The organism is Kluyvera sp. 1366 (assembly GCF_054823405.1).
On sequence record NZ_JBTRDW010000005.1, the window covers coordinates 471,440 to 494,270 of the forward strand.

General features: G+C 57.5%; 19 protein-coding genes. 11 read left to right on the forward strand and 8 right to left on the reverse strand.

The genetic code is table 11. The features are described from left to right. Positions 1–254 precede the first annotated feature (254 nt). Together ACVLVH_RS14000 and ACVLVH_RS14005 are read left to right on the forward strand one after the other, a co-directional pair. A complete protein-coding gene (locus tag ACVLVH_RS14000) occupies positions 255–854 on the forward strand; it encodes a GNAT family N-acetyltransferase (RefSeq protein WP_277974417.1) in 600 nt (199 codons plus the stop codon). A 13-nt stretch (positions 855–867) separates the two neighbouring features. Next, the gene (locus ACVLVH_RS14005) at positions 868–1,959 is read left to right on the forward strand and encodes an ABC transporter ATP-binding protein (RefSeq protein WP_192412626.1); all 1,092 of its coding nucleotides are present in this window, start codon (positions 868–870) and stop codon (positions 1,957–1,959) included. Positions 1,960–2,037: 78 nt separating this feature from the next. Here ACVLVH_RS14005 and ACVLVH_RS14010 read toward each other — a convergent pair whose 3' ends face one another. Both ACVLVH_RS14010 and ACVLVH_RS14015 read right to left on the reverse strand, forming a co-directional pair. Continuing rightward, positions 2,038–3,162 (reverse strand): ROK family transcriptional regulator, encoded by a 1,125-nt coding sequence (locus tag ACVLVH_RS14010; RefSeq protein WP_101762345.1) that lies wholly within the window; start codon positions 3,160–3,162, stop codon positions 2,038–2,040. A gap of 18 nt (positions 3,163–3,180) precedes the next feature. Next, the gene (locus ACVLVH_RS14015; RefSeq protein ID WP_192412628.1) at positions 3,181–4,059 is read right to left on the reverse strand and encodes a glucosamine kinase nucleotide-binding domain-containing protein; all 879 of its coding nucleotides are present in this window, start codon (positions 4,057–4,059) and stop codon (positions 3,181–3,183) included. A 267-nt stretch (positions 4,060–4,326) separates the two neighbouring features. Between ACVLVH_RS14015 and ACVLVH_RS14020 the strand changes: the two genes are divergently transcribed. Beyond that, positions 4,327–5,487, forward strand: coding sequence for a Gfo/Idh/MocA family protein (locus ACVLVH_RS14020; protein WP_192412630.1), 1,161 nt, complete (start codon positions 4,327–4,329; stop codon positions 5,485–5,487). Between the two features lie 64 nt (positions 5,488–5,551). On the opposite strand, the gene ACVLVH_RS14025 is transcribed toward ACVLVH_RS14020, so the two are convergent. Further along, entirely contained in the window at positions 5,552–6,790 is a 1,239-nt protein-coding gene (locus tag ACVLVH_RS14025) for an MFS transporter (protein ID WP_498949565.1), read from the reverse strand. Positions 6,791–7,208: 418 nt separating this feature from the next. On the opposite strand from ACVLVH_RS14025, the gene ACVLVH_RS14030 reads away from it, so the two are divergent. After that, entirely contained in the window at positions 7,209–7,808 is a 600-nt protein-coding gene (locus ACVLVH_RS14030; protein ID WP_217550016.1) for a hypothetical protein, read from the forward strand. A gap of 284 nt (positions 7,809–8,092) precedes the next feature. Continuing rightward, positions 8,093–10,483 (forward strand): glucose/quinate/shikimate family membrane-bound PQQ-dependent dehydrogenase, encoded by a 2,391-nt coding sequence (locus ACVLVH_RS14035; RefSeq protein WP_309836207.1) that lies wholly within the window; start codon positions 8,093–8,095, stop codon positions 10,481–10,483. Positions 10,484–10,563: 80 nt separating this feature from the next. Here the strand turns inward: ACVLVH_RS14035 and ACVLVH_RS14040 are convergent, their stop codons facing one another. The 3 genes from ACVLVH_RS14040 to ACVLVH_RS14050 form a co-directional block, all read right to left on the reverse strand. Continuing rightward, positions 10,564–11,775: an MFS transporter gene (locus ACVLVH_RS14040; RefSeq protein WP_498949567.1), complete on the reverse strand. Its 1,212-nt coding sequence runs from the start codon at positions 11,773–11,775 to the stop codon at positions 10,564–10,566. Positions 11,776–11,887: 112 nt separating this feature from the next. Then, a complete protein-coding gene (locus ACVLVH_RS14045) occupies positions 11,888–12,778 on the reverse strand; it encodes a LysR family transcriptional regulator (protein ID WP_137384993.1) in 891 nt (296 codons plus the stop codon). Between the two features lie 122 nt (positions 12,779–12,900). Then, positions 12,901–13,269, reverse strand: coding sequence for a helix-turn-helix domain-containing protein (locus ACVLVH_RS14050; protein ID WP_101762352.1), 369 nt, complete (start codon positions 13,267–13,269; stop codon positions 12,901–12,903). A 165-nt stretch (positions 13,270–13,434) separates the two neighbouring features. On the opposite strand from ACVLVH_RS14050, the gene ACVLVH_RS14055 reads away from it, so the two are divergent. The 3 genes from ACVLVH_RS14055 (at position 13,435) to ACVLVH_RS14065 (ending at position 16,704) form a co-directional block, all read left to right on the forward strand. Further along, a complete protein-coding gene (locus tag ACVLVH_RS14055; protein WP_008105599.1) occupies positions 13,435–14,094 on the forward strand; it encodes a response regulator in 660 nt (219 codons plus the stop codon). Further along, on the forward strand, positions 14,091–15,449 hold the full coding sequence (locus tag ACVLVH_RS14060) for a sensor histidine kinase (protein WP_137384992.1): 1,359 nt from the start codon (positions 14,091–14,093) through the stop codon (positions 15,447–15,449). The genes ACVLVH_RS14055 and ACVLVH_RS14060 overlap by 4 nt, the downstream gene beginning before the upstream one ends. A gap of 388 nt (positions 15,450–15,837) precedes the next feature. After that, the gene (locus ACVLVH_RS14065; RefSeq protein ID WP_101762354.1) at positions 15,838–16,704 is read left to right on the forward strand and encodes a nucleoside-specific channel-forming protein Tsx; all 867 of its coding nucleotides are present in this window, start codon (positions 15,838–15,840) and stop codon (positions 16,702–16,704) included. Between the two features lie 124 nt (positions 16,705–16,828). On the opposite strand, the gene yjdN is transcribed toward ACVLVH_RS14065, so the two are convergent. After that, the gene (gene yjdN / locus ACVLVH_RS14070; RefSeq protein ID WP_101762355.1) at positions 16,829–17,260 is read right to left on the reverse strand and encodes a VOC family metalloprotein YjdN; all 432 of its coding nucleotides are present in this window, start codon (positions 17,258–17,260) and stop codon (positions 16,829–16,831) included. Positions 17,261–17,338: 78 nt separating this feature from the next. Next, the gene (locus ACVLVH_RS14075; RefSeq protein WP_101762356.1) at positions 17,339–18,241 is read right to left on the reverse strand and encodes a LysR family transcriptional regulator; all 903 of its coding nucleotides are present in this window, start codon (positions 18,239–18,241) and stop codon (positions 17,339–17,341) included. A 113-nt stretch (positions 18,242–18,354) separates the two neighbouring features. Here ACVLVH_RS14075 and ACVLVH_RS14080 point away from each other — a divergent pair, with 113 nt between their 5' ends. The 3 genes from ACVLVH_RS14080 to abgT all read left to right on the forward strand — a co-directional run bounded on the left by ACVLVH_RS14080 (position 18,355) and on the right by abgT (position 22,778). Beyond that, positions 18,355–19,668: an amidohydrolase gene (locus tag ACVLVH_RS14080; RefSeq protein ID WP_192412638.1), complete on the forward strand. Its 1,314-nt coding sequence runs from the start codon at positions 18,355–18,357 to the stop codon at positions 19,666–19,668. Further along, positions 19,665–21,110: a M20 family metallopeptidase gene (locus tag ACVLVH_RS14085; protein ID WP_277974414.1), complete on the forward strand. Its 1,446-nt coding sequence runs from the start codon at positions 19,665–19,667 to the stop codon at positions 21,108–21,110. Before ACVLVH_RS14080 ends, ACVLVH_RS14085 begins: the two co-directional genes overlap by 4 nt. A gap of 147 nt (positions 21,111–21,257) precedes the next feature. Further along, a complete protein-coding gene (gene abgT, locus ACVLVH_RS14090) occupies positions 21,258–22,778 on the forward strand; it encodes a p-aminobenzoyl-glutamate transporter (protein WP_192235968.1) in 1,521 nt (506 codons plus the stop codon). Positions 22,779–22,831 lie beyond the last annotated feature (53 nt).

Below are 22,831 nucleotides of genomic sequence, written 5' to 3' on the forward strand. Positions count from 1 at the left end.
GAGCTGCTTTAACCTACTGATAGAGCATATGAAAATCCTATAGTTATCATCACAGCAATAGGTGAGCGAAAGGCAATGTGCTTTCAACCAGCGCTCATAGCGGCGTTGCGCGTGAGTTTGTCAGCCGCCCAGTCATGCTTTGTGGTTATAGTTCGCATCAGCTTTGTGCGCCAGCGCAATTATTACACCTTGAAAACTAAGTCGGCTTTCTTTACCGTAAAATCTGTTCATCTCCTGACCACAGAGGCTCCACCATGACGGCTGAAGGTGTTATTCGTCGCGCCAGCGAGGCAGATTTTCCCGCCTTGTCGCGCATCTGCTTAGAGACCGCCAATGCCGGCACCGATGCCAGCGCGCTCTACTCCGATCCCGCGCTGCCCGGCCTGCGCTTTGTCATTCCCTACGCGCGCTTTGCGCCCGAATTTGCTTATGTGCTGGAACAGCACGGCGAGGTAGTCGGCTACGCGGTCGCCGCGCCCGATACGCGCGCCTTCGAAGCAAAGTTGAATACTGATTGGTGGCCACAGCTGCAACAGCTATATCGCGATTACGCGCCGCAGGCGGCGCTCGACAGCAAAGTGCTGGAAGCGATTCATCAGCCCGATGCGGCAGCGGATCATCTGGTGACGCAGTGGCCTGCGCATCTGCACATCAATCTGTTACCCGCCGCGCAGCAAGGTGGCTGGGGGCGCAAGCTGATTGAACAGCTGCTACACGATCTGCGTGCTGCGGGCGTGCCGGGCGTTTATCTCGGCGTCAGCCTGCAGAACGAGCAGGTGTGCGGCTTTTATCAGCGCCTTGGCTTCACGCCGATTATGCGCAGCAACGCCATTTATATGGGCCAACTTCTCTGATTCGAGGCATCGCATGACCAGCCTGCATCTGCAAAACGTTAAAAAGTCCTACGAAAATGTAAACGTGATTCATGGCATCGATCTCACCATTAACAGCGGCGAATTCGTGGTGTTTGTCGGCCCTTCCGGCTGCGGGAAATCTACGCTGCTGCGCATGATTGCCGGGCTGGAGGAGATCACCGACGGTAAGTTGCTGATTGAAGGCGCCGATATGACCGATCAGCACGCCACCGAGCGCGGCATCGCCATGGTGTTTCAGTCCTATGCGCTCTACCCGAACATGACGGTGCGCGGCAATCTGGCCTATCCGCTGGAAGTGATGAAGCGCCCGAAAGCGGAAATTGAGCAGGCGATCAAACAGACTGCGGCGCGCCTGCATCTGACAGAATTTCTTGACCGCTTACCGCGCGCGCTGTCCGGCGGACAGCGGCAACGTGTGGCGATTGGCCGCGCGATAATCCGCCATCCGCGCATTTTTCTGTTTGATGAGCCGCTGTCGAACCTCGATGCCGAGCTGCGTTTGCAGATGCGCATTGAGATTGCTCGCCTGCACGCTTCGCTGGGCAACACCATGATCTACGTGACGCACGATCAGCTGGAGGCGATGACGCTGGCGGATCGCATCGTGGTGCTGCGTCAGGGCCGCATTGAGCAGGTCGGCGCGCCGATGGCGCTGTATCGCGATCCCGACAACCTGTTTGTCGCCGGGTTTATTGGCTCGCCGAAGATGAATTTCCTCACTGCCGAAGTGTCCGCGATCGCGCCGGGCGCGGTGCAACTGCGGGTGCCGGCGCTGGGCATTAATCAGCTTACGCTGCCGATCGCCGCGTCGTGCCGCGAAGGGCAGAAAATCACGCTGGGCGTACGTCCAGAGCATTTCCAGCCAGTGAGCAGCAACGATGATGTCCTGAGTTTTAGCGGCGAATTGTCGTTTAGCGAGATGCTGGGACACACCAATTATCTCTATCTCGATATCGGCGAAGAGAAGCTGCTGGTGATTGAGGAGCGTAACGTGGCGGAACACGCGATTGGCGAGCGGCTGAGTTATCAGCTGCGTGCCGAGCACTGTTTATTGTTTGATGAGCAGGGTTTGCGACTCAGATAAGGTAAAAGCCGCATCTTTTCGTCGCGGCGCGATAAATCGCGCCGCGACAGAATGGGCGGGGATTTATCGCGTGATTCATTATTGCGGTGCGATCTCTTCATCGGCCTGTGCGGCCAACAAATCCAGCAGCTTATTCACCGCAAACCCGGCCGCGCCCTGCGCCCACATGCGGTTGGATTCCGTAAGGAACTGCAGCGGCGTCATGTGCGGCGTCAGCTTCAAACGGTAGGTCTGAAAACTCTGCGTAACGTGGTCGAGCAGAATGCGCGAAGCCATTTGCGGCTCCATCGCCAGATATACTACGTCCGGATCGTAGGCCACCGACAGATTCGCCAGCGACATCCCCAGATGCTGCCCGGCCTCGGCCAGCGCGCTCAGCACCTCCGGCGTTGGACGCACATCGAGATCGCGCAGCGTATGCGGCACCTCTTCTTTGGTGGTGGCCACCACGCGCTGCAGAATCGCCTGCGACGACGCCACATCCTCCAGCAGACGCTCAGAACCATCGCCCAGCAGCGACACGCCAATCTCCCCAGCTTTGCCGTGACGACCACGATAAAGCTGGCGATCGAGCAGAATCCCCGCGCCGATGCCTTTGCCGAACGTAGCTATCACCGCCGACTGCGCATGGCCGAGCTGACCAAACACCAGCGCCGCCATCGCCAGCGCGTTGGCATCATTTTCAATAAATACCGGCAGCGAGAAGCGCTCTTCCAGCAGACGGGCAATCGGCACGTTATCCCAGCCCAGCGCGCGTGACAGCACGCAAACGCCATTGCTGGCATCGACCAAACCCGACAGCGCCAGACCAATCGCCCCAACCTTTTTGCCCTCAACGCCACGCAAAAACTTCGCCAGCGCATCGCCGAGCTGTTTGGGCGTCATCGCGCCGGAAGGAATTTGCTGCTCGCCGATGATGTTGCCGCTGAGATCGGTCAGCACCATCAGGTTGCGTTCGGCATTAAGCTGAATCCCCACCACGCTGGCGTGATCCGGATTGAGGCCGAGCAGCGTTTTGGGCCGTCCCATCGAGACGCGACGTAGCCCCAGCTCCTGCACGATGCCGCCGGTCAGCAGACGATTGGTGGCTTGCGACACCGTCGACATGCTCAGGCCGCTGCGCACTTTGAGATCGGATTGACTAATAGGCGCATTTTCGACAATCAGCCGCAGAATGCGCGCGGTTACGTTGGGAGCGCTCATGAGCCTCTTTATCTGAAGTTAAGCGGGAAGTGTCAGGCTGAACTGCATGGCCAGGCGAAGCGCACCGCTTAGGGCATCGCCCTGCGGCGGCACCAGCAGCGCGGCGATATCCGCCGGTAGCCACGCCTGAATGGGCGCGGCTAATCCGCCCATCAAAGCCAGCTTGCCGTGGCTGCGCGCCAGCAGCGGCTGCACCATCTGCACGATATCCGCGGCGGATTGCTGCACCAGTGCTGTGCCGTGCACATCGCCCTGCTGCGCGGCAGCGAAAACCTCAGGCACCACGCGGCCCCAATCAGCGGGTGTCGCCTGTTTCGACCACATCAGCAGCTGTTCCGGGCTATTTTGATAGCTTGCCATGATGCGCTGCGTTAACGCCGAGGCGGGCACAATCTCTTCGTGCGCCAGCAGCGCCAGCCGTAGCGCGCGTTGGCCGAGAATCGCACCCGAACCGGCATCTGACAGGGCAAAACCCCAGCCGCCGAGCAGCGTGAAGTGCGTGCCATCCCAGGCCGCGCCCTGGCTGCCGGTGCCAATAATAAACACTGCGCCTGGCGCACCGGCGTGCGCACCGGCACAGGCGATTTCGACATCGGTAAACAGATAGCGCGCCTGACAGCGTGGCTGCCAGCTGGCGAGACGGCTTTGCACCGAGGCGACGTTCGCGCCCGCCAAACCGGCGACGATCACCGTGCGGTCGCGCGCTTCAACGGGTAAATTCGCCTGCGTAAATAGATCGTCAATGACCTGATCAATGGCCACGATGGCGGCATCAAACTGCGACCAGACGTTAGCGGGACCGCCTTTAGCTTCCGCCAGCAGGCGTCCGGCGCTGTCGGTCAGGCGTCCACGACAGTGCGTACCACCGCCATCAATACCCAGCATTAGTGATTGCACGCGCTTCCTCCTGCCAGCCCGAAACGGTATGACGCTTATAGATGTGCGAAAGATAGGGGAAAAAAACTTAAATCGCAATAATAAATAAATAGGCAATCCGTATAGTTAATTAAAATAGATATAAATCATATAAATAACAATTTTACACCAATTGAGATCCGCCACACGGATTGACATTAGTTTTTCTGTCGTAATAAGTTAACGGTCAGATTATCAGCAGCCTGACAGGTCGGGCGGCTCAAAGGCAACGGGCTTCAGGGGTACAACATGAAAGTGGGCATTATTGGTCTGGGCTTTCGGCTTTCCCATGTGGTGAAAGAGTTCAACAAAGCCGACACAGCGTTTTCCGTGGTGGGTTATGTCGATCCCGCTCCGGCGGGATTACCGAATCTGCACAGCTTTGGCATCGACGCGGGCACCGCGTTTGCTAGCGTGGATGCGCTGCTGCAACACGGCGGCTTTGATCTGCTGCTGGTGGGTTCGCCGAACTTTATGCACCTTGAACACATTCGTCAGGGCTTAGCGGCGGGCTACACGGTGTTCACCGAGAAGCCGGTGGTGATCAACGAAGAGCAGACCATGGCGATGGCGCAGCTGGTGCAGCAATATGGTCACGAGCGCATTCTGGTCGGTTTGGTGTTGCGCTACTCGCCGCTCTATCGCGACCTGCTCACCGCGCGTGATGAAAATCGCCTCGGCGAAATCACCTCAATTGAAGCCACCGAACACATCAAGCCGTATCACGGTGCGTTCTTCCAGCGCGACTGGCGTCGTCTGGAGAAGTACGCCGGCCCGTATATTCTGGAAAAATGCTGCCACGATATCGATCTTTATCAGGGTTTGGTCGGCGAGCGTCCGGTACGTGTTGCCAGCTTTGGCGGACGCAAAAACTTCACCCCGCAGCACGCGCCTAAAGGTGCGGTAACAGCGCAGTCAGAGGTGTATCACGTTAAACCGAGCGGCTGGTCGAGTACCGATGCGGTGTTTGACGGCGATGCCGACATCGTCGATTACCAAACCGCGCTGATTGAGTATGCCGGTGGCGCGACCCTCGCCTTCCACGCCAACCTTAATGTACCGGATGAGTTCCGCCGCTTCTGCGTGATGGGCACCGATGGCATGGCCGAAGGTGACTTCGTGCGTAACTACTTCCGCGTGCACAACGCGCGCACCGGTGCGCGCGAAGTGGATACCGAGTATGACGGCAATGCCTATGACGGCCATTACGGCGCAGATGCGCTGATGGCCGAAGAGATTGTGAAACACATTACACAGGGAACGCCGCTGAAAGTTTCAGTGGTGGACGCACTGGAAGCGGGCCTCACTGCGATCAAAATCGATGAAGCGCGAAAATCGAAAACCGTGGTGGATATGACGGAGAGTTGGAAAAAATTTGACGCCAACCTGGGGAAAGCAGCAACCGCGTAAGACACGCGCAATAAATTGCGCCGCTACAAACCGTAGCGGCGCGATTCATCGCGCGATGTTGAAGTTAGGTAACGGTTTCGTTTTCCAGTTTCTGCCGCTTACGCAGATGCGGGAAAATCGTCATCCACACGCCCACCACGATCAGCGTGCCGATGCCGCCAATCGCCGCCGCGGGCACCGCGCCCATCCATGCCGCCAGTAAACCTGACTCAAACTCGCCGAGCTGATTCGAGGTATTAATGAAGATGGCGTTGACCGCATTCACGCGGCCACGCATGTCATCCGGCGTATCGAGTTGCACCAGCGCGCCGCGAATCACCATGCTGACCATATCGAAGCCGCCCAATGCCGCCAGCGCGATCACCGACAGCCACAGCTGCGTGGAGAGCGCGAACACCAGCGTCGCCACGCCAAAACCGGCCACCGAGCCGAACATGATCATGCCGACGTTCTTTTCCAGCTTGTGACGACTCAGCCACACGCCAACCAGCAGCGCACCGACCGACGGCGCGCCGCGCAGGATGCCCAAGCCCCACGGCCCGGTATGCAGGATATCTTGCGCGAAGATCGGCAGCAGCGCGGTGGCGCCGCCCAGCAGCACGGCAAACAGATCGAGTGAAATCACGCCGAGCACATCTTTGCGATCGCGGATAAAGCGCACACCAGCAAACAGGTTCGGCAGATTCATCGGCAAGCGCGCCTGCGGCGGCCGCTCATAGCGCAGTCGGCTCACCAGCACGATGGAGAACAGATAGAACAGCGCCGAGACGCCATACACCACTTCCGGACCGGCGACATAAAGGAAGCCACCGAGCGTTGGGCCGATAATCACCGCCGCCTGTCCGCCCACCGAACTGGCGGCCATGGCGCGCGCCAGAATCGGCGGCGGCACCAGCGCCGGCAGCATCGAGGTAATCGCTGGCCACTCAAGCGCCTTGGCGACGGAGATCAGAAACACCAATCCCCAAATCTCGATCTTGCCCGCCCAGTTCATCAGCGTGAGCGCAACCAGCCCCAGCAGCGCCAGCCACTCAATAAATTGTCCGAGCAATACGATACGACGACGGTCAAGCTGATCGGCCAGATGCCCGGCGGGCAGCGCCAGCATTACAGAAGGCAGAAACTGCATCAGACCGATCATGCCGAGCGCCATCGCGCTGTGGGTCAGCGCGTAGATTTGCCAGCTGACCGCGACCGAAAACATTTGAAAACCAAACGATGAACAGGTGCGCGCCAGCCAAAAGGCGACAAACGACCTGTGCCGCAGCAATGAATCCTCTGCTGCGGAGACTGGAGAGCCCATAGTTTTATCCCATCCTAAACAATTACATCGGTTAGCGTCGTTGCACTAACCTGGTGAAAAGCCACGTTGCGGCTTCCGCTTTATTTTTTCAGGCCACAGAGTGCGGCATCTTACTGAGCCAGGCAATGGCTAGCCGTGCTGTTTAAAACAGAAGCTTATCCAAAAATTAGCTAAGCATGGAGCTCTTAATATTAGCAGGCTGATGGTTATGAGATGAAAATATCCAAAAGTTTCCCAATATGGCAATAGCCGATTAATTCATCCTGCTCAGCGCCTAATATCTCTCTATCAGTGACAGTTAAAAAAAGGTGATCTTGATAAACAAAACGATCTATATTGACTGTGTTTAGATTTCATTATCCCGCCGTCCTTATAATAATTAAGACGCTCCAGTTAATTAATTTATTCACAGAGATAAATGGAAAACAGTTCTTATAATCCTTATGTTACTGAGCGCATCCATCGCTTCGACGGGGCGCTAGCTGGCGTGTGTTATTCAGCCCCCTTTATGCATTGCGAACAGGAAAACACAGCAATACTTAATGGACGCAACATAATTTCGCTGCATAATCAGTTGCCGGATACACCCGAATTAATAATCATCCCGTTAACGGGAAATAACCTTATGCGTTTTTTACAGGATCCGGAAATTTATTCCAGCCTGCAGGATGAGAATGTACAGCTGGCAATCAATTATGCCGATTTAGTTCAGCAAGATAGTGCTTTACGTAGGGCCGCAGAGCGTTTCTCATTTTGGCTCTATGATTTGGCACCGCCCGGCACCTGCTGGAAGAATATCGCTGCGTTTCCATTTAGCGGTATTGCGCTGACCGACGAGTTTTTTCACGATAATTATCTCAAGTTCAGCTTTCCTTTTCTGCTGGAATCCTGTCGTGAAAGAGAAGTGGAAGTAATATTACGCACGCCACAGTTAACGTTGCCCGCTGAGCACTATGCGCAACTTAATTTGAGCGGCTGGCAGGAACAACGCACCAGCAGCACGCTGTTTGAAGGGTAAACGTTTACACAATGTGTTGCTCTTAGGTGTTGTGGCCCGATCTAACCGGACATAACACCTTTATTCCCTCATAAAATGTCGCAGTACTTCCCTTCAACGAGTGCAAAGCACTAAAAATATCAAACCCTTTAACGTTTTTAAGATAAAATTTAACGCAAAGGGAACATCTCGCCGCACGGAAAGCGTCGCTCGAACCGTTTCGTTATTTCGTACTCTATGTCGGGAAGCAACCCAACGCGTTGTTTCCTTTTTAGTTTTTAATGGCAAAGAAAGAGGTCAATATTATGGGGAAAGCTTCCTCATCTTTTGGCGTAATCCGTTTTCTCACAGTGCTGTTTGCACTGCTGACGGGCGCGTTTATGCTGGTTGGTGGCGTTTGGTTAGCCGCCATTGGTGGTTCCTGGTACTACGTTATTGGCGGTGTGGTCATGTTGATCACCGCTATTCTGCTGTGGCGCCGTAGCGGCTCAGCATTACTGCTGTACGCATTGCTGCTGTTGGCAACGCTGGTGTGGGGCGTGTGGGAAGTCGGTTTCGACTTCTGGGCGCTGGCACCGCGTACCGATGTGCTGGTGATCTTCGGCATCTGGCTGATTCTGCCGTTTGTGTATCGCGGTCTGAATAATGCCGGCAAAGGCGCTCTGGCGCTGCTGTCAGTGGCGCTGCTTGCCAGCGTGCTGGTGCTGGCGTGGGCGGTATTCCACGATCCGCAAGAGCTGAACGGTGAAATTCCAGCGGCAGCAGCCAATGCTCCGCAGGCACAGCCGCTGAGCAACATCGCTGATGCTGACTGGCCGGCGTATGCGCGTGACCAGCAAGGCACCCGCTTCTCCCCGCTGAAGCAGATCAACACCGGTAATGTGAAAGAGCTGCAGGTTGCCTGGCAGTTCCAGACCGGCGATTTGAAGACGCCAAACGATCCGGGCGAAATCACCGATGAAGTCACGCCAATCAAAATCCGTGACACCCTGTATCTCTGCTCACCGCACCAGATTCTGTTTGCGCTGGATGCCAAAACCGGTAAGCAGAAGTGGAAATTTGATCCGGGCCTGAAGCCGAATCCAACCTTCCAGCACGTGACCTGCCGTGGCGTTTCTTACCACGAAGTGCCTGCTGCGGCCGATGCGGCCAATACCCAACCTGCGCTGTGCTCACGCCGCATTTACCTGCCGGTGAATGATGGCCGCATGTTCGCGCTGGATGCGGAAACCGGTGAACGTTGTGCTGCCTTTGGCAACAACGGTGAACTGGATCTGCAGCACAAGCAGCCGGTATTGACGCCAGGCCAGTATGAGCCGACGTCGCCGCCGGTCATCACCGACACCACCATCGTGGTAGCGGGTGCGGTCACCGATAACTACTCTACCCGTGAGCCGTCAGGCGCCATCCGTGGCTTCGACGTTAACACCGGTAAACTGCTGTGGGTGTTCGATCCGGGTGCCAAAGATCCAAACGCGATTCCAGCGGATGAACACAGCTTCACCATGAATTCACCGAACTCATGGGCACCGGCGGTGTACGATCCGAAACTGGATATCGTTTACCTGCCGATGGGTGTGTCAACGCCAGATATCTGGGGCGGCAACCGCACACCAGAGCAGGAACGTTATGCAAGCAGCGTACTGGCGCTGAACGCCACCACCGGTAAACTGGTGTGGTCGTATCAGACCGTGCATCACGATCTGTGGGATATGGACCTGCCGTCGCAGCCGACGCTGGCCGATATCACGACTAAAGATGGCAAAACCGTACCGGTGATTTATGCACCGGCGAAAACCGGTAACATCTTTGTCCTGGATCGTCGTACCGGTGAGCCGGTTGTCCCTGCGCCGGAAACTCCGGTTCCACAGGGTGCCGCTAAAGGTGACCACGTTGCGCCTACTCAGCCGTACTCCGAACTGACCTTCCGTCCGAAACAGAATCTGACGGACAAGGACATGTGGGGCGCGACGATGTACGACCAGCTGGTATGCCGCGTGATCTTCAAGCGTCTGCGCTATGAAGGTCCGTTCACCCCGCCGTCTGAGCAAGGTACGCTGGTGTTCCCAGGCAACCTTGGCATGTTCGAATGGGGCGGTATCGCAGTTGACCCACATCGTCAGATTGCGATTGCTAACCCAATGGCGCTGCCGTTTGTGTCGAAGCTGGTTCCGCGCGGTCCGGGCAACCCGATCGAGCCACCGGCTGACGACAAAGGCGGTTCAGGCACCGAAACCGGTATCCAGCCACAGTACGGCGTACCGTACGGCGTGGAGCTGAATCCGTTCCTGTCACCGTTTGGTCTGCCATGTAAACAACCGGCGTGGGGCTATGTCTCCGCAGTTGATCTGAAGACCAACGAAACCGTGTGGAAAAAACGCATTGGTACGGTTCGCGATAGCGCGCCAGTGCCACTGCCGTTCAAAATGGGTATGCCAATGCTGGGCGGCCCAATCACCACCGCCGGTAACGTGTTCTTCATTGGTGCCACCGCAGATAACTACCTGCGTGCGTTCGACACCAATACCGGTGAAATGCTGTGGCAGGCACGTCTGCCAGCAGGCGGCCAGGCAACGCCGATGACCTATGAAGTGGATGGCAAGCAGTACGTTGTTATCGCTGCCGGTGGTCACGGTTCGTTTGGCACCAAGCTGGGCGATTATGTGATTGCTTATGCACTGCCTGATGCGAAGTAAGTTTTCGCGTTGAGATAACAAAGCGGGCTTAGGCCCGCTTTTTTTATATGTAACGGTTGCCATGAATGGCGCCCTACATGTTAGGTTTTACGCAGCACTCGCGCGTTCAGCAATGCGCACAGCGCCATGATCACGCAGGTCGCCAGAAACACCGGACGCATACCAAACGCGCCGCCAATAAAGCCGCCGAACAGCGGACCTGAAACCTGGCCGACATACTGCGCCGAGGTTGAATAACCCAGCATCTTGCCCACCTGCGACTGCGGCACGCTGTGACGAATCAGCGCGGTGACGCACGGCATCAATCCACCCAGCGCCATGCCCATCAGAAAACGCAGCACCACCAATTGCCACGCTTCGCGGATAAACGCCTGCGGGATCAGCAGCAGCGCGCAGGCTATCAGCCCATACACCAGCACGCGACCATGCCCGACGCGATCGGCCAGCCGTCCCAGACGCGGCGCGGAAATAATGCTGCCGAGCGCGGCGGCGGCCATCACCAATCCGGCGGTGACGGTGATGGCGTGATCGCCGTTAACAAACTGGCCGATATACAGCGTGATGATCGGCTCAATCGACATATTGGCGAAAATCAGCAGCATGCCCGACAGCAACATTAGCCGCACCACGGGCAAATTGAGTGACTTCGCATCGTCAGCAATCTTCTGTGGGGTTTTCTTGCCAGAGGAGCGCGGCACCTCTTTCAGCAAAAAGGTGGTTGCGAGGAAGGCGAGGAAAATCACCGCGCCGGTCAGCCAGAAGGTGTGACGAATGCCAATCAGCGGCGGCAATACGCCGCCCAGCAGCGGCCCCACCACGTTGCCGGCCATAATGCCGGATGACAACACGCCGAGCGCCCAGCCGGTTTGTTCTTTCGGCGTTTGCGCCGCCACCAGAATGGTCGATCCCGAGGCGTAGCCGCCGAGCAAACCCGCCAGCAAACGCAGCGCCACCAGCTGCCACGGCGCGGTGGCCATACCAATCAGCGACATGGCAATCGCCATGCCGAGGCTGGCGCGGATCAGCATCAGTTTGCGGCCATAGCGATCGGCCAGTTTGCCCCACAGCGGCGCGGTCAGGGCGGCGCTGAGGAAGGTGGCGCCGTAGGCCGCACCCGACCAGCGCGCAATTGCCGCCGGTTCCTGCACGCCGAGTTGCTGCACGTAGAGCGGCAGAAACGGCAACAGCAGCGTCATCGCCACAATGGTGCTGAACGAACCCAGCACGCAGATACACAAATTTCGCTTCCAGTGTTGCTGTTCGGGCGCTAACGCGAGTGGAGGTTGCTGCATGGTGATATCCCTGTTTTTTGCTTTTTTAGCAGGCTAACAGTGACGCTGCGCAGAAAACAGAGTAGCGCGGATAATTGCCAGGCGGCGCAGCATTGTTGCCAGATAACAACAATTACGCTGTACCAAGGGTGTTGATTAACGCATCGCACAGCAAGGTGACCGGCGAAGAGGGTTGCGGCTGCTCTTTCAGCAACAGATAGCTGTGCAGGCGATCCATTTGCCAATCTGATAGCACCTGCTGGATTTCGCCGCGCGCTAAGGCATCTTGCGTCATATAAGCGGGCAGATAAGCGATGCCGGTGCCCGCCAGTGCGGCATTAAGCAGCGCCATGCTGTTGTTGGCGCGGAAACGGCTGTGCACATCCAGCGCCAGGCGCTGTTTATCACGGCGAAACGGCAGCGCGGCGGTGTGCGCGGGGCCGTGAAACAGCAGCAAGTCGTGGCGCATCAGGCGGTCGGGATGATCGATGGGCGCATGCGCCGCCAGATAATCTGGCGTGGCGTACAAGCCCCAATCAATGCTGGCGAGTTCACGATAATTGGCCGCGTCGGGCGCACGCGCGCGGATCACAATCGCCACGTCGGCGCTGGGTTGCGGGTCATCGCTGGTGGTGAGGTCGAGATCGACGTTGATGTGAATATGGCGGCGAATAAAGTCATTCAGCGTCGGCACCACGCACTGACAGCCGTAGGTGATCGGCGCCTGCAAGCGCACGTTGCCTGCGGGAAGTTGATGTACCTGCTGCACAAAGGCGTCGGCGCGATGCATCTCTTCCAGCATGCGCACGCAGAACGGATAGTAGGCCTGGCCGAGCTCCGTCAGCACCACTTTGCGCGTAGTGCGCTGCAACAGCTTGATGCCGAGGCGCACTTCCAGCCGCGCCACTTCACGGCTGACGTGCGATTTGGAGACGCCTAAGGTGCGTGCGGCTTCGCTAAAGCTTTGCCGTTCCACGACGCGTGCAAACAGCATCATGGCGGAGAGATTGTCGCTGTTATCCATGTTCTCTGGCAGTTAAGAGAGTGAGAACAGCAGCTTAAAAGCAAAAGGCGTCATTAGTCCATCAGCGTACATTTCGTAGCGGCGCGATGAATTGCGCCGCTACGAATGCGCATAGGCATACATCAACTCGCCATCGCCAATGGGAACAATAAACGATCCGGCTCAACGCGACGCTGGCGGCGCAGCTGGCCTGGCGTCACCATGAAGTAGTTTTTGAAGGTGCGAGTATAAGCCTGCTGCGTATCGAAGCCGTAACTCATCGCCACCTGCAAAATCGCCTCATCGCTGTTAATCAGCGTCAGCGCAGATTCGGTTAACCGGCGCTGGCGAATGTACTCGGCCAGTGAAAAGCCGGTGTGCTGACGGAACAGACGTTGCAGATGCCAGCGGGAGTATCCCGAGCGGCGTGCGACTTCATCCAGATGCAGATCGTGCCCTAAGTTATTCTCTATCCAGTCCAGCAAACTACGGATAAATTCGCGCTGATTCATGGGATTCTCCTGCGTTGGCAATATGTCCAGTGCCGCCACAATAGCGCGTTAAATTTATCCCTTAATTAGCAGAAAATTAGCGCAGAATTAGCAAGCGGGAAAACGGGTATAATTCTGGCCTAATTATCTGTCGCTACACTGCGTTCAGTTAAGTTGGAGGGCATCATGCGTGTGCTGCTGGTAGAAGATGACGAAATGATTGGCGCGAATCTGCAGCAAGCGCTGGAAGCGGCAGGTTGGTCGGTGGATTGGGTACGCGACGGCGTGTATGCCAGCAATGCCTGGGCTGAAGGCGGCTATACCTGCGTGTTACTGGATCTGGGCTTACCGCGTGAAGATGGCCTGCAGGTGCTGCGCCGTGCGCGCACGCGCGGCGACATGACGCCGGTGCTGGTGCTCACCGCCCGCGATACCGTGCAGCAACGTATTCAGGGATTGGACAGCGGCGCCGACGACTATTTGCTGAAACCCTTTGATCTGCAAGAAGTGCTGGCGCGTATGCGTGCCATTACCCGCCGTCGCCACGGTGCAGCAGATTCTCTGCTCGGCAGCGGCGATGTGCAGATCGACATCATGACGCGCGAAGTGCTGTACAAAGGCCAGCGCGAACAGCTCACCGCACGCGAATATGCCCTGCTCTACGCCTTGCTGGAGCGGCCGGGCGCCATTCTTTCGCGCGAACAGTTAGAAAACCGCATTTACGGCTGGGGCGAAGAGGTCAGCAGCAACGCGGTGGATGTGCTGATCCACGGTATGCGTCGCAAACTGGATAACGAAGTGATCCGCAACGTACGCGGACTTGGCTGGCGGGTACCGGCAATATGAAACCTTTCACCTTTATGCGCTCGCTGCGTAATAAGCTGCTCGCCACGCTGGTGATTCTGCATCTGGCGATGATTGGCGGCGTCACCTGGTATTTCTATCACTGCTACGGCGACATGATGGGCACCATGAAAGACGACCAGCTCGCCAAGATCGCCGATGCGTGGGCCAGCAGCCAACGTATGCCGGCCCTAATGCCAATGGTGATGCATGAAGAGAAACTGAAAAGCACCTATATCGTTCAGCTGTGGGACGAAAGCAATCATCTGCGCGCCAGCTCCTGGCCGGGCCTGCATGCGCCATTGCAGCTGAAAAAAGGCTGGACCGATTTGAAAGTCGGAGACTGTGGCGACGACTGCGAATGGCGTGTTTACACGCGGCCCGGCGAGCTGGGCAGTGAAATTGGCAACATTCAGGTGCTACACAATATCGGCTACATGAAAAGTATCATGGTCAAGCGAGCGCTCTCCGCCATCATTCCGCTGGTGCTGATGATGCCGCTCTCACTGATTGTGATATGGCTGGTGGTGCGCGCTATTACGCGCGATTTGCGCGTGGCGTCGCGCCATATCGCGGCGCAGGAAACCCTGCACCCGCATAGCGTTTCACCTGATGGTTTACCGGATGAAGTGCTGCCGCTGGTGGCAGCTTACAACGCCTTGCTGGATAGACTGCGCGCGGCATGGTCATCGCAGCGCCAGTTCCTTGAAGATGCGGCGCATGAGCTGCGCACGCCGGTCACCGCCGTGACCTTGCAGCTGGAGAATCTGCGGCAACATATTCAACCCGGTGAAGCCAGCCGCCAGTTTGACCAGCTGGAAGCGGGCGTGACGCGCACGCGCCATCTGGTGACGCAGCTGCTGAATATCTCGCGTCAGGAAGATCAATCGGTGGTCGCCACAGTGGAAAGCATCGAACTGGACGACCTGCTGAAAGAGAGCATTGAGCAGCTGATGGTGGTGGCGGATAAGCGCGGCATCGATATCGGCTTCAACGGCACCACACACTATCGCCTGCACGCCAGCCGCTCCGATCTGCGCAGCCTGTTCGATAACCTGATTGGCAATGCGATGCTGCATACGCCGGAAGGCAGTTTGGTCGATGTGCTGCTGCATCGCGTCGGCAATCACACCGTGGTGGATATCGTCGATAACGGTCCCGGCATGGCGGAATCCTTTATCGAGCGCGCCTTTGACCGCTTCACCCGTTCGCCGGATGTGCAGGCGCAAGGCAGCGGACTGGGCTTGTCGATTGTGCGCAGCGTAGCGCAGAAACATCAGATGCAGGTTGCGCTATCGAACCGCCACGATCCGCAGGGCCAGATTGCCGGCCTGCAGGTACGCGTGACATTGCCATAAACTTCACCGTGCCGTAGCGGCGCAATGTATTGCGCAAAGTTGCTATGGGCACGGTGCGACATCAAAACAACGCGATAAATCGCGCCGCTACATCCTTTCCCTACATCAATAACTTTCCCTGCTGAACGCGACACGTAAACGGTTGCGGGGTTCCGTTCGCTACACGGGGTTAATGTGATAGCGATCACATTTCCAGTGAATCAAACTGCAACACTTTTTGACAAACGTGACCAAAATCTATTTTCTATGCCTCTGTTACAGGCACATTACGCAAGCTTGAAAATCTGGCGATGCAGACCGGATACGACAACTCACTGCCCATCCCCTGGGATCAATTTCACCCGATCGCGGCGACGGCCCGGCGATCAAAAGCATGTGGTTAACAATAATGAAATATAAAGCGTTGATAGCAGGGGCCTTATTGGCCAGCAGCTGGACTGGTGCGGCACAAGCAGCAGACAGCGATCCGCAGTACGTTTCTGACTGGTGGCATCAGAGCGTGAACGTGGTGGGCAGTTACCACACCCGTTTTGGACCCCAGTTCAACAACGACGTGTACCTGGAATATGAAGCCTTTGCCAAAAAGGATTGGTTCGATTTCTATGGCTACCTCGATCTGACCAACTTCTTCGGCGTGGGCAACAGCAACGCTAACGGCGTGTTCGACCACGGTTCGCCGATGTTCATGGAAATTGAGCCACGTTTCTCCATCGATAAGCTGACCGGCACCGATCTCTCTTTTGGTCCGTTTAAAGAATGGTACTTCGCCAACAACTACATCTATGACATGGGTCGCAACAGCGATAACCGTCAGAACACCTGGTACATGGGTCTTGGCACCGACATCGATACGCACAGCGATATCGGCCTGTCGCTGAACGTTTACGCTAAATACCAGTGGGAAAACTACGGTGCGGCGAACGAAAACAGCTGGGATGGTTATCGCTTTAAGGTGAAATACTTTGTGCCGATTACCGATCTGTGGGGCGGCAAGCTGAGCTATATCGGCTTCACCAACTTCGACTGGGGTTCAGATCTGCGTGATAAGTCCGATCGTTCACGCACCAGCAACTCGATTGCGTCCAGCCACATTCTGTCGCTGAACTACGATCACTGGCATGTTTCTACCGTGGCGCGTTATTTCCACAACGGCGGCCAGTGGGCTGACGGCCAGGAGCTGAACTTCGGTAACGGTCCATTTGAAGTGAAATCAACCGGTTGGGGTTACTATTTGGTGGTGGGTTACAACTTCTAAGTTGTTGGTTTCCCTCACCCTAACCCTCTCCCACAAGTGGGAGAGGGAACAGATCGTGCCCCTACCAACTCCCTCTCCCGCTTGCGGGAGAGGGCTGGGGTGAGGGCCAGCGCGCACCATCCACTCAAATCTGCGGCTTATACGCATTTACCATCCACGGCACGCCGAACTTATCGGTCAACATGCCAAAGCCATTGGCCCAAAACGTCGGTGCCCAGCTTTTCGTCACCTCACCGCCCGCTGACAACGCATCAAACCAACGCTTGCCCTGCGCCTCATCCGGCGTGGATAAACTCACAGCAAAACCGCCATACGCCGCCTGCGGTGCGCCGTCACTCATCATCAATTCACCCTGCCCGATACGCAGATGGGCATGCATGATCTGCTCCGGCGAAAAGCTCACGCCCGAGATGCAGCCTTCATCCTCCACCGGCGTTTCATCCGGCATATCGCCATAGGTCATCTTGAACAGCAGCTCGCCGTCGGTGGCGTCGAGGTAGAAGGCAATCGCCTCTTCGCAGCGACCGCTGTAAAACACATACGGGGTAACTTGCATGGTCTGTTCTCCATAAAGGGAATGTCCACTGCAAGTGTAGTGCGCAATAGTTATACAGTTGCGAGCCGGGCCGCACTCTTACCTTTGCTGACAGTAGCGCCGGAACAGCTGCGCCATGTAGGCACTCATCGGCGTCAATGCGGTGTCTTTGCGCTGGATAAGATAAAAAGTGGCTTTCGGTAAAGGTTCGTCGAGAACGAGGGAAATCAGCTGGCCGCCGTGCGTCGGGTCTTCAATCACGTCGCGCGAAATAATGCTGACGAAATCGCTCTGCGCCACCAGGCTGGTGCAGGCCATAAAGGTCTCGCAGGTGACGACGATTTTCGGCGCCATGCCGCGCTCACCAAACAGATCGTGCAGCAGCCGATAATAGCTCCCTTGCGGTGTCGGCATGGTCCAGTCGCAGTGTTGCAGCTCGGCCAGCGTGCGCGCATGCGCCATCGGATGCCCTTTGCGCATCACCACCTGATAATCGCGCTCCATCAGCCGTTCAAAAACTAACTCCTGATCGAGATGATTTTTATCGTAGGTATTGATGGTGAAATCCAGCTCGCCCTGACGCAGTTCATGCACCATCGAAACCAGCTGACCTTCAACAATCCGCACCTTGACCAGCGGATATTCGCGATGAAACTGATTGATCACCTGCGGCATGACGGTGCGCGCAATACTGCCACCCACGCCGATATTGACGCGCCCGCCAGCCAATCCCAGCCGCTGCTGAATATCTTCCTGCGCCACCCGCAACTCTTCCAGCACCAGGCTGGCATGCTTGAAAAAGTTATCACCGATATCAGTCAGCGTAACGCCCTGCTGTCGCCGCTCGAACAGGCGCGCGCCCAGCGCCAGCTCCAGTTCCTGGATCGCTTTGGTCAGCGCAGGCTGTGAAAGCCCGGACAAGCGGCTGGCGGCGCGGATGCTGCCCTGACGCGCCACAGCAACAAAAGCGCGCAACTGATGAAGTTTGAGGTTCGCAGACATAGTTTGGTGATAACCATTGTTTATCAGTAGCAAGATATTCGCATCTTATGCGCGGCAAAACCAATGTGTAGATTCGGATAAATGCATAAAAAACCAACACAAAGGAAATGCCGATGAAAACCCTTTCTGACCTCGTCAACGCGCGCATCCCGCAGATGCAGGCCTGGCGACGCGATCTACACCACTTTGCCGAATCGGGCTGGCTGGAGTTCCGCACCGCCACGTTGGTGGCTGAAGAGCTGCATCGTCTTGGTTATCAACTCAAGCTGGGCCGCGAGGTGATCGATGCCGACTCGCGCATGGGATTGCCCTCTGATGAAGTGCTGGCGCAGCAGGAAGCGCGCGCGCTGGAACAAGGCGCGCTGCCGCAGTGGATTAAACACTTCTCCGGCGGATTTTGTGGCGTGGTCGCCACGCTGGAAACCGGTCGTCCCGGCCCGGTGATGGGTTTCCGCGTGGATATGGATGCGCTCGATCAGAACGAAAGCCGCGCCGCCGATCATCTGCCAACGCGCGAAGGCTTTGCCTCCTGCAATCCCGGCATGATGCACGCCTGCGGTCACGACGGCCACACCACCATCGGTTTGGCGCTGGCGGGCGTGTTGATGGAGATGAAAGCGCAGCTGAGCGGCACCATCAAAATCATTTTCCAGCCAGCGGAAGAAGGCGTACGCGGTGCGAAGGCGATGGTGGCCGCTGGCGTGGTGGATGATGTCGATCTGTTCACCGCCATTCATCTTGGTACCGGCGTGCCCGCCGGCGAAATCGTTTGTGGCAGCGACAGCTTCCTCGCCACCACCAAACTCGACGTCAGTTTCACCGGCGTCGGCGCGCACGCCGGCGGCAAACCGGAAGAGGGCCGTAACGCCCTGCTGGCGGCGGCGCAGGCAACGCTGGCGCTGCACAACCTGCCGCAGCACAGCGGCGGTGTGGCGCGCGTCAACGTCGGCGTATTGCAGGCCGGAACCGGACGCAACGTGGTGCCCGACTGCGCGCTGATGAAGGTGGAAACGCGCGGCGTCAGCAACCAGGTTAACGATGATATCTATCAGCAGGCGCTGCGCGTGATTGGCGGTGCGGCGGCGATGTACGGCGTGGAATATGAGGTCAAGCTGATGGGCGGCGCGCGCAGCTGCACGCCGAGCCCGCCGTGGGTGGCGTTCATCCACCAGCAGGCCGAGGCGCTGGGCATTTTCACCTCAGTGGTCGATACGAAACAGCAGGCGGCGGGCTCGGAAGATGCCACTTACATGCTGGAGCGCGTGCAGCAGCGCGGCGGCCAATCCTCCTACGTGATTTTCGGCTGCGATCTGGCGGCGGGCCATCACAACGCGAAGTTCGATTTTGACGAAGCGATCATGGCGACCGCGGTGCAAACGCTGGCGACGCTGGCCCTCAATCACGCACAGTTTGGAGGCCAGCGATGAGCCACAGCGAATTTATTGATCGCTACATCAACCAAAACCAGCCGCGTTTTACCGCCCTCAGCGATGCCATCTGGGACGTACCGGAAACCCGTTTTGAAGAGACAACGTCTTCCGCACTGCTGGCCGATGCGCTGGAACAGGAAGGTTTTCGCGTGGAGCGCGGCGTCGGCAACATCGACACCGCGTTTATTGCCAGCATTGGCAGCGGCAAACCGGTGATCGCCATTCTCGGCGAGTTCGATGCGCTGGCCGGTCTGAGCCAGCAATCGGGGTGCGCCACGCCGCAGCCGCTGGTGGAAAACGGCAACGGCCACGGCTGCGGACACAATCTGCTCGGCACCGCCGGTTTGGCCGCCGCTTTCGCCATCAAAGCCTGGTGGGCGCAACACGGCCAGCGCGGCACGCTGCGCTTTTACGGCTGTCCCGGCGAAGAAGGTGGCTCCGGCAAAACCTTTATGGTGCGCGAAGGCTTGTTCGACGATGTCGACGCGGCGGTGACCTGGCATCCCGAAGGTTTTAGCGGCATGTTCAACCTCAGCACGCTGGCCAATATTCAGGCCGCCTTCCGCTTCAAAGGCGTGGCGGCGCATGCGGCCAACTCACCGCATTTAGGGCGCAGCGCGCTGGATGCGGTGACGCTGATGAACACCGGCGCCAACTTTCTGCGCGAGCACATCGTGCAGGAAGCGCGTCTGCACTACGCGGTGACCAATGCCGGCGGCGTCTCCCCCAATGTGGTGCAAGCCGATGCCGAAGTGCTGTACCTGATTCGCGCGCCGCAGCTCGATCAAGCGCAGGATATCTATCAGCGCGTCATCAACATCGCCAAAGGCGCGGCGCTGATGACCGACACGCAGATGACGGTGCGCTTCGATAAAGCCTGCTCCAATTACGTGCCGAATCGCGCACTGGAAAGCGTGATGGAGCGCTATTTGCATCAGTTTGGTTTGCCTGACTACAGTGATGCGGAACAGGCGTTTGCCGCCGAGATGCGCTCCACGCTAAGCAAAGACGATCTGCGTAACGCACGTCTCAATGCGGCGCGCACCGGCGGTGAAGCGGGCGTTGCCTGGGCAGCGGCGCTGGGCGACAAGATTTTGATGGATGAAGTGGCGCCCTATGCAGTGACGCGCGAGATCCTTTACGGCTCAACCGACGTTGGCGATGTGAGTTGGGTGACGCCCACCGCGCAATGCTTTGCGCCCTGCTTCGCCTTCGGCACGCCGCTGCACACCTGGCAGCTGGTGGCGCAGGGCCGCACGTCCATTGCGCACAAAGGCATGTGTCTGGCCGCCAAAGTGATGGCCGCCACCGCGCTGACCTTGCTGCAGGATGACGCGGCGCTGGCGCGCTGCCGCGACGAGTTCCAGCGTGTACGCCGCGAGCAGCCTTACGCCTGCCCGATTCCAGCGGATGTCACACCGTCGAAGTTAACGTCCTAGGATTTACCTCTCGCGTTTATAAACGCGGGCAAAAAAAAATATAAAAACTAAAGCCCAAAATACTTCGAGCTGCACGCAGCCAACGCACCTGCAGCTCGAAGTATGAAGGGCATGCAAACACAATAAGACGACTGATGAGGACCTGCCATGGAAATAACAACGGAGAACCGCAGCCCTGGAAAGCTGTTTAGCTGGATTGAACGCGTCGGCAACAAAGTGCCGAACCCGTTTTTACTGTTCGTCTATTTGATTGTGGTGCTGATGGTGGCCACCGCCGTGCTCAGCAGCCTCGACGTGGCGGTGAAAAACCCGGCCAACGGCGAGCTGGTGCGGGTGAATAACCTGCTGAGCGTGGCAGGGATTCAATGGATCCTGCCCAATATCATCAAAAACTTCAGTGGCTTCACGCCGTTGGGATCGATTCTGGCGCTGGTGATTGGTGCTGGCCTGGCGGAAAAAGTCGGCCTGCTGCAGTCGCTGATGGTGAAGATGGCTTCGCGCGTGAGCCGTCGCTACGCCAGCTACATGGTGCTGTTTATCGCCTTCTTCAGCCACATTTCGTCCGATGCCGCGCTGGTAGTAATGCCGCCGCTCGGCGCGCTGATCTTCCTCGCGGTGGGACGTCATCCGGTGGCGGGATTGATGGCGGCGATCGCGGGCGTGGCGTCCGGTTTTACCGCCAACCTGCTGATTGTCACCACCGACGTGCTGCTGTCCGGCATCAGTAGCGAAGCCGCCAAAGCGGTGAGCGACACCGTACACGTTAGCGTGATCGACAACTGGTACTTTATGGCCAGTTCGGTGATTGTGCTGACCATCGCCGGTGCGCTGCTGACCGACAAGTTTGTCGAGCCGCGCCTGCCCGCGTGGAACGGCGGCAATAGCGATCGTCTGCCGCCGCTCACCGCGCTGGAGAATCGCGGCCTGAAAGCCGCCGGTATCGCCGCGCTGGTGTTTATCGCGCTGATGGCGCTGCTGGTGGTGCCGGAACACGCGCCGCTGCGCAATCCAAAAACCGGCGGCATTATTCCCTCGCCGTTTATTCAGGGCATCGTGCCAATCATCATCCTGTTCTTCTTTGTGGTGGCGATTGCCTATGGCGCGGTAACCAAGCAGATTCGCCGCGCGGATGATATCCCGCAGCTGCTGGTGGATCCGATGAAGAGCATGGCGGGCTTTATTGTGATGGTGTTTCCGCTGTCGCAGTTCGTGGCCTTCTTCAACTGGAGCAACATGGGCAAGTTCATGGCCATCGGCCTGACCGATGTGCTGGAGAGCGCGGGCATCAGCGGCGCACCGGCGTTTATGGGCTTGATGTTCCTGTCGGCGTTTCTGTGCATGTTTATCGCCAGCGGCTCGGCGATCTGGTCGATTCTGGCGCCGGTATTTGTGCCGATGTTTATGCTGCTTGGCTTCCATCCGGCGTTTGCCCAGATGATCTTCCGCATCGCCGATTCTGCGGTGTTGCCGCTGGCACCGATGTCGCCGTTCCTGCCGCTGTTCCTCGGCTTCCTGCAGCGTTATCAAAAAGATGCGCAACTGGGCACCTATTACGTGCTGATCTTCCCCTATCCGCTGGTGTTCTTCACCACCTGGATTGTGCTGCTGCTGGCGTGGTACGCGCTGGGTTTACCGATCGGTCCCGGCGTCTACCCAAGCCTGCATTAAGCCTGCGCCACGGATGGCGATCACTTTTCTGTGAACTGCAACGTATGTTGCCA

Excerpts from the sequence above, each read along its gene's own strand:
- ACVLVH_RS14000 (WP_277974417.1), top strand. The coding sequence starts at position 255 with ATGACGGCTGAAGGTGTTATTCGTCGCGCCAGCGAGGCAGATTTTCCC.
- ACVLVH_RS14005 (WP_192412626.1), top strand. The coding sequence starts at position 868 with ATGACCAGCCTGCATCTGCAAAACGTTAAAAAGTCCTACGAAAATGTA.
- ACVLVH_RS14010 (WP_101762345.1), bottom strand. The coding sequence starts at position 3,162 with ATGAGCGCTCCCAACGTAACCGCGCGCATTCTGCGGCTGATTGTCGAA.
- ACVLVH_RS14020 (WP_192412630.1), top strand. The coding sequence starts at position 4,327 with ATGAAAGTGGGCATTATTGGTCTGGGCTTTCGGCTTTCCCATGTGGTG.
- ACVLVH_RS14025 (WP_498949565.1), bottom strand. The coding sequence starts at position 6,790 with ATGGGCTCTCCAGTCTCCGCAGCAGAGGATTCATTGCTGCGGCACAGG.
- ACVLVH_RS14030 (WP_217550016.1), top strand. The coding sequence starts at position 7,209 with ATGGAAAACAGTTCTTATAATCCTTATGTTACTGAGCGCATCCATCGC.
- ACVLVH_RS14035 (WP_309836207.1), top strand. The coding sequence starts at position 8,093 with ATGGGGAAAGCTTCCTCATCTTTTGGCGTAATCCGTTTTCTCACAGTG.
- ACVLVH_RS14040 (WP_498949567.1), bottom strand. The coding sequence starts at position 11,775 with ATGCAGCAACCTCCACTCGCGTTAGCGCCCGAACAGCAACACTGGAAG.
- ACVLVH_RS14045 (WP_137384993.1), bottom strand. The coding sequence starts at position 12,778 with ATGGATAACAGCGACAATCTCTCCGCCATGATGCTGTTTGCACGCGTC.
- ACVLVH_RS14050 (WP_101762352.1), bottom strand. The coding sequence starts at position 13,269 with ATGAATCAGCGCGAATTTATCCGTAGTTTGCTGGACTGGATAGAGAAT.
- ACVLVH_RS14055 (WP_008105599.1), top strand. The coding sequence starts at position 13,435 with ATGCGTGTGCTGCTGGTAGAAGATGACGAAATGATTGGCGCGAATCTG.
- ACVLVH_RS14060 (WP_137384992.1), top strand. The coding sequence starts at position 14,091 with ATGAAACCTTTCACCTTTATGCGCTCGCTGCGTAATAAGCTGCTCGCC.
- ACVLVH_RS14065 (WP_101762354.1), top strand. The coding sequence starts at position 15,838 with ATGAAATATAAAGCGTTGATAGCAGGGGCCTTATTGGCCAGCAGCTGG.
- yjdN (WP_101762355.1), bottom strand. The coding sequence starts at position 17,260 with ATGCAAGTTACCCCGTATGTGTTTTACAGCGGTCGCTGCGAAGAGGCG.
- ACVLVH_RS14075 (WP_101762356.1), bottom strand. The coding sequence starts at position 18,241 with ATGTCTGCGAACCTCAAACTTCATCAGTTGCGCGCTTTTGTTGCTGTG.
- ACVLVH_RS14080 (WP_192412638.1), top strand. The coding sequence starts at position 18,355 with ATGAAAACCCTTTCTGACCTCGTCAACGCGCGCATCCCGCAGATGCAG.
- ACVLVH_RS14085 (WP_277974414.1), top strand. The coding sequence starts at position 19,665 with ATGAGCCACAGCGAATTTATTGATCGCTACATCAACCAAAACCAGCCG.
- abgT (WP_192235968.1), top strand. The coding sequence starts at position 21,258 with ATGGAAATAACAACGGAGAACCGCAGCCCTGGAAAGCTGTTTAGCTGG.